The organism is Kitasatospora phosalacinea, assembly GCF_030268885.1.
Lineage (GTDB): Bacteria > Actinomycetota > Actinomycetes > Streptomycetales > Streptomycetaceae > Kitasatospora > Kitasatospora phosalacinea_C.
This window is the reverse complement of sequence record NZ_BSSA01000119.1, coordinates 1-418: the sequence shown is the minus strand read 5'-3', so window position 1 is coordinate 418 and position 418 is coordinate 1. Positions and strand designations below refer to the sequence as shown.

1 pseudogene is annotated in these 418 nt (G+C 75.8%); it reads left to right on the top strand.

Annotated elements, in window-relative coordinates:
• Positions 1-35: 35 nt before the first annotated feature.
• Positions 36-418: pseudogene (locus tag QSK52_RS39200) on the top strand (fasciclin domain-containing protein); the annotation flags it as partial.

The following is a 418-nucleotide window of genomic DNA, read 5'->3' as shown; positions in this document are numbered from 1 at the left end:
CACCACGTCACCCCAGCACCGAGGAGAGATCCGCCATGTCCGCGCAGACCCGCAACCGCCGCACCCTCACCGCCCTGCTCGCCGCCGGGGCCCTCGCCCTGACCCTGGGCGCGTGCAGCAGCAGCGGCGGTTCCAGCTCCTCGTCCGCCTCCGCCGCCCCCTCCTCGGCCGCGGCGACGTCCGCCGGCGCCCCCTCCGCCGGCACCCCCTCCGCCTCGGCGGCGATGGCCGACGCCCCGTTCGGCGCCGCCTGCGCCGCCGTGCCCAAGGACGGCGCCGGGTCGTTCACCGGCATGGCCCAGGACCCGGTCGCCACCGCCGCCTCGAACAACCCGCTGCTGTCCACCCTGGTGACCGCCGTCAAGCAGGCCGGACTGGTCGACACCCTCAACTCCGCACAGAACATCACCGTCTTCGC